Origin of the sequence: Microcoleus sp. K4-B3, from assembly GCF_036704615.1 — a bacterium.
Taxonomy (GTDB): domain Bacteria; phylum Cyanobacteriota; class Cyanobacteriia; order Cyanobacteriales; family Microcoleaceae; genus Microcoleus.
The window spans coordinates 1-2,568 of record NZ_JAUBSF010000192.1 but is presented as its reverse complement, the minus strand read 5'-3'; the positions used below and the strand labels follow the sequence as shown (position 1 = coordinate 2,568).

At 47.0% G+C, this 2,568-nt stretch carries 2 protein-coding genes and 1 pseudogene; 1 reads left to right on the top strand and 2 read right to left on the bottom strand.

The window, feature by feature from the left end:
* Positions 1-386: 386 nt before the first annotated feature.
* On the bottom strand, positions 387-662 hold the full coding sequence (locus QUA78_RS32160) for a hypothetical protein (protein WP_333307242.1): 276 nt from the start codon (positions 660-662) through the stop codon (positions 387-389).
* On the opposite strand from QUA78_RS32160, the gene acsF reads away from it, so the two are divergent.
* Positions 663-1,739 (top strand): magnesium-protoporphyrin IX monomethyl ester (oxidative) cyclase, encoded by a 1,077-nt coding sequence (acsF, locus tag QUA78_RS32155; RefSeq protein WP_333307240.1) that lies wholly within the window; start codon positions 663-665, stop codon positions 1,737-1,739.
* A gap of 140 nt (positions 1,740-1,879) precedes the next feature.
* On the opposite strand, the pseudogene QUA78_RS32150 reads toward acsF, so the two are convergent.
* Positions 1,880-2,491: pseudogene (locus QUA78_RS32150) on the bottom strand (CHAT domain-containing protein); the annotation flags it as partial.
* Positions 2,492-2,568: the final 77 nt, after the last annotated feature.

The following is a 2,568-nucleotide window of genomic DNA, read 5'->3' as shown; positions in this document are numbered from 1 at the left end:
CGGGGCAATCACTTCCGGCTTGAATTTTTCAAATTTACAACCATCAATTCTATTTAAAGACTTGCGGAATGTGGGTTCCACATTTCCCCTGACCCCGTAGTTTCGGAGCACGGCATCCGCGCTGAATTGGGATTGCATTTTGATGCAAATGTACCCGGCAGCGCGGGCTGTGTAGTGCTGAAAAATCGGGAGGGGTGGCGGCGGTTTTGCGATCGGCTCGCGTCGATCGCAGACAGCGGCGTAAAAACTTTGCCTTTAATTGTGAAGTATTAAAGCTCTTAACGCTATATGTAGTGTTGCAATGAAGCTGCATCAACACCATATATAGTGTTAATCCCTGATAGGGTTTTAGGTGGTTAGCACCAGCGTGTAAGACTGCCCTTTTTTCAATCCCTGGTAGGGAGTCGCTGGGAGGCTGACATCCCGCAAGACTTGTACAGCGCAAGCTTATTGTCAGCCACCAAAATAATATCATTTATCGTTGGGGATTCTGCGTAGCAATTCTTAACGCCAGCAATATATTTCCAGGGTCGAGAGCTTGGTAAAGTATAACGAGGCCGATCGGGCTGCCTGCCGAAGACGAACAGACAGGGGCGATCGATCGCCCGCAGTAACCGACAACTGAAACTCAGAGTAGTTATAAGCAGAAATCCAATAAACATATGGTAGATTCCCTCAAAAAACCCACTTTTGAAGAAATGCGGCCGGGAGTGAAAGCCCCAGCCAAAGAAACTATTCTCACGCCGAGATTTTACACAACAGACTTTGACGAGATGGCCAAAATGGACATCTCGGTAAATGAAGCCGAACTGCAAGCAATTATTAAAGAGTTCCGCGTTGACTACAACCGCAACCACTTCGTGCGGGATGCCGAGTTCGAGCAATCTTGGGAACACATCGACGGCGAAAAGCGCCAGTTGTTCATTGAATTCCTGGAACGTTCCTGCACCGCTGAGTTTTCTGGCTTCTTGCTCTACAAAGAGTTGGCACGCAAGCTCAAGGACAAAAATCCAGTGCTGGCCGAAGGTTTCTTGCTGATGTCCCGCGACGAAGCGCGGCACGCCGGATTCCTCAACAAAGCCCTCTCGGACTTTAATTTGTCCCTGGATTTGGGTTTCTTGACAAAGAGCCGCAGTTACACATTCTTTAAGCCGAAGTTTATTTTCTACGCGACTTACTTGTCGGAAAAAATCGGTTATTGGCGCTACATCACCATTTATCAGCACTTAAAAGCCCATCCTGAAGACCAGATTTATCCAATTTTCCGATTCTTTGAAAATTGGTGCCAGGATGAAAACCGCCACGGAGATTTCTTCGATGCGGTGATGAGAGCTCAGCCTCAGATGTTGAACGATTGGCGCGCTAAGCTTTGGTGCCGTTTCTTCTTGCTGTCAGTGTTCGCGACAATGTATCTCAATGATATCCAGCGCGCCGGTTTTTATCGATCGCTCGGTCTCGATGCTCGCGAATACGACATCGAAGTGATTAAAAAGACCAACGAAACAGCCGGCCGCGTATTCCCCGTCATGCTCGACGTGAACAACCCCGAGTTTTACGAACGGCTGGATATTTGCCTCAAGAACAATCAGCAGTTGACAGCAATTGTTGCTTCTGAAACTCCGAAATTCTTGCAATTCTTCCAAAAATTGCCTTTGTATTTGTCGAACGGCTGGCAATTAGTGAAGCTGTACTTCATGAAAACAATTGAATCACCTTCTGTACAGGGTGCAGTCCGTTAAGTTTTGATTTTTCATCCTCTGTGACGGCGGTTCTGCGACAAGCGGGGCCGCTTTTTTTTGGTATCCAGATTCACCCCAAAAAGTTCTCGCCAGACTTACACTCGCCCGCAATTGGAATTGATGCTGGTTTTCCCTAAAATTTATCGCCATTCCCCCTGAAGGTTAAAAGCCGCCCAGTAATAAGGAGAACGCCACTCTTCCTGCTTCCACATTTCCAGTTGCGCCGCCCTCAATGCTGCTGCTGGTGTTAACCCTTTTTTCAGCATTCCCTGATAGAAACTTGACATTAACGTAGCCGTTCCTTCATCGTCCACACTCCACAAACTCACCACCACTCGCTGAGCCCCTGCATACATAAATCCCCGTGTCAATCCTACCATCCCCTCGCCTTGAACGATCTGCCCCATTCCGGTTTGACAGGCACTTAACACTATTAAATCGGCTGCTAATTTGAGATTGAAAATATCAGTAAGTCTCATGAACCCGTTTAAGGGATTCCCCTTTTCGTCTACCAGCGACAGGACGATTCCCGACAGTTCCGGGTGAGCGCTATTGGCGAAACCGTGAGTGGCAACATGAATGATTTTATATTGGCTTAAATTTGGGCTAGTTGCTGTGGCACGACTGGCTGCAAAATCCAAAAATTCAGTGCGAGAATTAGCCGGGAATAACGCTTGAATAATCTGAGATTCTTGGCGTGTAAAATTTAAACGGTCAAACTGTCCGTTCTTATCGTCTCTGGCTCGACTTAAACCAGGGTAAGAGCATCTCAATCATGCTTGACAAAAGCACTTGAGAATTTGCATCATATAGTCATTATTCATCGCAG